The sequence below is a fragment of the Acidimicrobiia bacterium genome (assembly GCA_035651955.1).
Taxonomy (GTDB): Bacteria; Actinomycetota; Acidimicrobiia; order IMCC26256; family JAMXLJ01; genus JAMXLJ01.
Window position 1 is genome coordinate 1 of record DASRES010000020.1, and the last position, 5,565, is coordinate 5,565.

Genomic DNA, 5,565 nt, shown 5'->3' on the forward strand with positions numbered 1-5,565 from the left:
TGCCGTCCGGGTCGTCGACGACGACCGACGTGCACCGGAACGAGCGCGCCGCGTGCCGGATCCCGTCGAGCTCGTTCGTGTCGACGTACACCTCGACCGGGCGGTCGATCCCGAGCAGCACGAGCATGGCGTCGATCGAGCCCGACGCAGCGTCGTCCGGCTGGTCGTGGTCCGTTGCGACCACCACCGGCACGACGATCCCGTCGTCGCTCGCCGCCAGCCGTTGCGCGAGCTTGGCGACGCCGCGACGAAGCGGACGGTGCGCGTCGATGACGAGCAGCACGCGCCGGCCGAGCCGTCCCGCGCCGGGTGTCGACACGGCGAGCCGGCGCGTGAAGATCGGTGTGATCGTCGCCGAGAGCACGAGGCTCGCGGCGATGAGCACGAGTACCGCGTTCACGACCTTCGTGCCGAACAACCCGATGTCGTAGCCGACGATCGTGGCCGCGAGCGTCGCCGCGGCCTGCGGGATCGTCAGCGAGAACAGCACACCGACCTCGGCCCAGCGGTACCGCAGCAGTGGGCGTGTCAGCACCGCGGCGAGGAGCTTCCCGCCGAAGCACGTGGCGATGAAGATGCCCGCGAGCCGGAGCGTCTCGACGTCGGCCATCACGGCCGGGTTGATGATGAGGCCGACCGACACGAGGAACACGGGCACGAACACCGCGCCGCCGAAGAACTCGATCCGCTCCATCAGGTCGCCCTCGTTCGGGACGAGCCGGTTGAGCGCGAGGCCGGCGAAGAACGCGCCGACGATGCCCTCGATGCCGAAGGCCCCGGCGAGCGTCGCCGCGCCGAGCATCGCGACGAGCGCGAACACGTACCGACTGGGCCGCGCGGTGCCGAACCGACCGAGGAACTCGCGCGCGATGCGCGGGAGCACGACGAAGCAGCCGACCGCGACCACGACGAGCCCGATGACGACCTGCGACGCGATGTCGAACGCCCCCGCGTGCCCGACCGTCACCCCCGACACCGCGGCGAGCACGATCAGGGTGAGCGTGTCGGTGACGACGGTCGCGCCGACCCCGGTCGCAACCGCAGGGTCGTCGCCGCGGCCCATCTCGCGGATCATCGGGTAGACGACGAGCGTGTGCGACGCGAGCAACGACCCGAGGAGCAGCGCGGCGCTGGCCTTGAACCCGATGGTGAACCCGGCCAGCGTGCCGCCGAGCATCGGCAGGCTGAACGTGAACGCCGCGTAGACCAGCGTCGCGTTGCGATGCGCGTTGACCATGCGCAGGTCGAGCTCGAGACCCGCGACGAACATGAGGTACAGCAGCCCGAGCTGACCGAGGTCGGGGACGGTCGTGTTGCCGCTGCCGACGACGCCGAGGCCGTGCGGCCCGATCAGCAGGCCGCCGACGAGCAGCCCGAGGATGCCCGGGATGCGGAACCGCTCGATGATGAGCGGGCCGGCGACGATGACGACGAAGAGGACGAGGAACGGCAGCGCCGGGCCCTTCGGCGACTCCACGTGGACGAGCTGCGCCAGGTACATCGGATCGCCTCAGGTGCTCTCGGTCCGGATGAGTGGGACGTGCACCGCGACCGTGCCCTTCACGGTGAGCCCGAGCCAGTGGTGGGCCAGCGACGCCACGGTGCCGTCGGCGACGAGCGCGCGCAACGCCGAGGACACCGGATCGACGTTGGGCGACTTGTTCGGGAGCGCGGCCGACACATCGTCGTTCGCCTCGAATTGCCCGGCGACCGAGAGCTTCCCGCCGGATTCGCGCGCGACCGCGGCCGCGACGGGGAGATCGACGAGCCCGGCGTCGACGCGGCCGTCCTCGATCGCGGCGACCGTCTGCGCGAGCGAGGACGTGAGCACGACCGCGCCGGACGGGTGGATCGTGTCGTCGAGGAAGTCGTGCAGGGTCGTCGACTCGCCGACGGCCCACGACAGCCCCTGTGCAGTCTTCAGGTCGGGGACGTCGCGACCGCTGCGCACGACGACCGCCGGTGTCGCGGCGAGGTACGGGTCCGTGAAGTCGAGGTACTGCGCGCGCTGCGACGTCGCGGTCATGTCCGACAGCACGAGGTCCGCACTGCCCATGTCGCCGCGTACGAGACGGTTGAACGGGATGACGACGACGTCGACGCGCTCGAGCCCGAACCGCTTGGCGAGCGCCTTCGCCAGCTCGTACTCGAAGCCACCCGTCGGGTGCTTCGCCGTGCCCGTCCACATCCCGGCCAGCGGGATCTCGCCCGTGGCGACGGTCAAGGCGCCGGGATGCCGGGGCTTGAAGTTGCCGGCCGCGTTGACGTTCATGCCGCACGCGGCGAGGCCGACCGCGAGGACCAGCGCGCCCGCCGCGGAGCGCAGCAAAGCGACGCGCCATCCGGGTCTCCGCGGCGTGTCCGCATAGCCCACGGACGAATGGTGCCACCGCGGCGCGCGACACCGCGCCCGTACCGGTGACGCACGCCACACCGCCGATCCCACCGCGCCCGGCCGGCGTACCTCGGACTCGACCACGTGGACTGGCAGGGCGCACCGCCCGAGGGAGTACACGGCATGAGCGGCGAGTTCCCGGACATCCGGTATGCGGACGCGGACGGCGTGTCGATCGCGTACGCCGTCAGTGGCGACGGGCCCGTCGACCTCGTGCGCGTACCGGACGTGATGAGCGGCATCCTCGTGGGCCTCGTCGACCCGTGGGTGGCGGCGTTCAACGAGCGTCTCGCGCGCTTCTCGCGGCTCGTGCGCCTCGACCGCCGCGGGCTCGGGCTGTCGGATCCGTTGCTCTCGGGCGCCGTCCCGCCACTCGAGCAGCAGGTGGACGACGTGCTCGCGGTGATGGACGCGCTCGGCATCGAGCGTGCCGCGCTGCACGGCGGCGGGGACGGCGGCCAGGTCGCGATCCTGGTCGCCGCGACCCATCCGGAGCGTGTCGACGCGCTCGTGTTGAACAGCGCGTTCGCGCGCGCGTTCAGGTCGCGCGGCTACCCGTACGGCAGCGACCGCGAGTCTCGGGCCCGCATCGGTGATCGCATGCGCGCGGACTGGGGCGACCTGGAGCGCCCGTGGGGCATCGCGACGTTCGCCGCGCACCGTCAGGACGAGCCCGGCCTGTCGCAGCTGCTCGCACGGCGCCAGCAGGTGAGCGCGAGCCCGGGCGCGGCGTCGGCCGTGTTCCTCCACGAGGGGAACGACGTGCGCGACGTCCTGCCGCTCGTGCAGGCGCCGACGCTCGTCCTGTCACCCGCCGGCGGCCATCCCCGGATGGAGACGCTCCAGCTCCTCGACCACGCGCGCTATCTCGTCGACCACATCCCGGACGCGCGGCTCGCGACGTTCGCGGGCGTCGACGCGTACCTCGACACCGACACGGAGGAGCGCGTCGCGTTGATCGAGGAGTTCCTCACCGGCACTCGCCCCGCGCCGCCGAGTGACCGCGTCCTCGCCACGGTGTTGTTCACCGACATCGTCGGTTCCACGGTGCGCGCCGCGCGTACCGGGGACGACGCGTGGCGCTTCGAGCTGGACCGTCATGACGCGATGGTGCGTCACGCGCTCACCCGCTTTCGCGGCCGCGCCGTCAAGGCGACCGGTGACGGGGTGTTCGCGGTGTTCGACGGGCCTGCGCGCGCGGTGCGGTGCGCGGAGACGATCGTCGAGCGCGCGCGCGTCCTCGGTCTCGACGTGCGCGCCGGCGTGCACACGGGCGAGTGCGAGACCCGCGGTGACGACTACGCGGGGATCGCCGTCCACATCGGGGCGCGGGTGTGCGAGCTCGCGCACCCGGGCGAGGTGCTCGCGACGTCGACGGTGCGCGACCTGACGGTCGGCTCGGGCATCGAGTTCGTCGAGCGGTCCGCGGGCGCGCTCCGCGGGGTGCCGGGCGAGTGGACCATCTTCACGGTGAAGGGGTGACGGTCAGCGGACTCGGCAACGTATATGCCTTGACAAGCATATACGTTGATGTTCATATAGCGGCGTGGCGACGGCGTTCGACGTGCTCGTGGAGCCGAACCGTCGGCGGATCCTCGACCTCCTCCTGGAGGGCGAGCGCCCGGTCAGCGAGCTCGTCGACGCGCTCGCGGTGAGCCAGCCGGCGGTGTCGAAGCACCTCCGGGTGCTGCGGCAGGCCGGGCTCGTCGAGGTCCGCACCGACGCCCAGCGCCGGATCTACCGGGTGCGGCCCGAACCGCTGCGCGACGTCGACGAGTGGCTCGCGCCGTACCGGCGCCTGTGGGCCGAGCGCCTCGACGCGCTCGAGCGTCACCTGGACGACATGCCCGACGACCGTGAGGGGGACCCGCGATGAACGAGACCGACTACGGCGAGCTCGACCGCGTTGGCGACAGCTACGTGCTGCGGTACACGCGACGGTTCGCGCACTCGCGCGCGAAGGTGTGGCGCGCGCTCACCGAGCCCGACCACATGGCGGCGTGGTTCCCCGACGAGGTGCACGGGCAGTTCGCACCGGGCGCGCGGTTGCGCTTCGTCGACCGCGCAGTCGGGACCGTCGAGTTCGACGGCGAGATGCTCGTGTTCGACCCGCCCTCGGTGATGGAGCTCCGCTGGGGCGAGGACGTGCTGCGCTTCGAGCTGCACGAGGACGGCGACGGCACCGTGCTCGTGTTCACCGACACGCTCGCCGAGCTGGGCAAGGCCGCGCGCGACGGCGCCGGCTGGCACGTCTGCCTCGCCGCTCTCACGCGCGCGCTCGACGGGACGCCCGACGCGTCGCCGCCCGACTGGCGCGTGGTCCACGACGTGTACGTCGCGCGGCTCGGTCCGGACGCGTCGACGATCGGCATCCCGCCCGAGTTCCTCGACGCGGCCGACGGCGGCTGATCGCGTCGTCCGGCGTAGGCTGCGCGCATGGTGCAGCGCACCCGTCTGACCGAGATCGATCCCGATGAGTGCCTGCGCCTGCTGCGTGAGGAGTCGTACGTCGGCCGGCTCGCGTTCGTCGTGGACGGGCGTCCGCTCGTCCTGCCCGTGAACTACGTGGCCGACGGTTCGTCGGTCGTCTTCGTGACGCCGTCCGGTACGAAGCTGAGCGCGCTCCGTGACGGTGCGGCCGTCGCGTTCGAGATCGACCAGAGCCGCGCGCTGTACCACACCGGGTGGAGCGTCCTCGTCCAGGGCCTCGCCCACGAGGTGACCGACGAGGACGAGATCGCGCGCCTGCAGCGCGGACCGCTGCGGTCGTGGGCCGAACCGAAGGCCGGCCACTGGGTGCGCATCACGATCGACGAGATCTCCGGCCGCCGCGTCGGGGACTGAGCGAGCGAGCCGCCAGGCGAGCGGGAGCGTGGCCCAGCGGCCCGGCAGCGCGAAGCGCTGCCAAGAGCGGAGACACGAGCGAGCGAGCCGCCAGGCGAGCGGGAACGTGGCCCAGCGGCCCGGCAGCGCGAAGCGCTGCCAAGAGCGGAGACCTGAACCCCAGGCCGGGACCTTCGGCACTGGTCACGGTGGCCGTTTGGGTCCATGCTCGGGGAGCACGACGACGGGGTCGTGGATCTGATCGTCGATCCGATCGCGGATCTGTCGTGGAGTGGAAGATGGCCGAGATCTCCTGGCCCACCCTGGCGGCCTCCGGCACCCGTCTC

The 5,565-nt window shown here is 72.0% G+C and carries 6 protein-coding genes; 4 read left to right on the forward strand and 2 right to left on the reverse strand.

Annotated elements, in window-relative coordinates:
- Positions 1-1,501 (reverse strand): cation:proton antiporter (locus tag VFC33_05665; protein ID HZR12722.1); only part of this gene is annotated, 1,501 nt, incomplete at its 3' end.
- Between the two features lie 9 nt (positions 1,502-1,510).
- Positions 1,511-2,374: an ABC transporter substrate-binding protein gene (locus tag VFC33_05670; protein ID HZR12723.1), complete on the reverse strand. Its 864-nt coding sequence runs from the start codon at positions 2,372-2,374 to the stop codon at positions 1,511-1,513.
- Positions 2,375-2,518: 144 nt separating this feature from the next.
- Between VFC33_05670 and VFC33_05675 the strand changes: the two genes are divergently transcribed.
- The 4 genes from VFC33_05675 to VFC33_05690 all read left to right on the forward strand — a co-directional run bounded on the left by VFC33_05675 (position 2,519) and on the right by VFC33_05690 (position 5,239).
- Positions 2,519-3,877 (forward strand): adenylate/guanylate cyclase domain-containing protein, encoded by a 1,359-nt coding sequence (locus VFC33_05675; GenBank protein ID HZR12724.1) that lies wholly within the window; start codon positions 2,519-2,521, stop codon positions 3,875-3,877.
- A 64-nt stretch (positions 3,878-3,941) separates the two neighbouring features.
- Positions 3,942-4,271 carry a metalloregulator ArsR/SmtB family transcription factor gene (locus VFC33_05680; GenBank protein HZR12725.1) on the forward strand — a complete coding sequence of 110 codons (330 nt, stop codon included), beginning with the start codon at positions 3,942-3,944 and terminating at the stop codon, positions 4,269-4,271.
- Positions 4,268-4,804: an SRPBCC family protein gene (locus VFC33_05685; protein HZR12726.1), complete on the forward strand. Its 537-nt coding sequence runs from the start codon at positions 4,268-4,270 to the stop codon at positions 4,802-4,804. The genes VFC33_05680 and VFC33_05685 overlap by 4 nt, the downstream gene beginning before the upstream one ends.
- 27 nt (positions 4,805-4,831) lie before the next feature.
- Positions 4,832-5,239, forward strand: a complete 408-nt coding sequence (locus VFC33_05690; protein HZR12727.1) for a pyridoxamine 5'-phosphate oxidase family protein — start codon at positions 4,832-4,834, stop codon at positions 5,237-5,239.
- Positions 5,240-5,565: the final 326 nt, after the last annotated feature.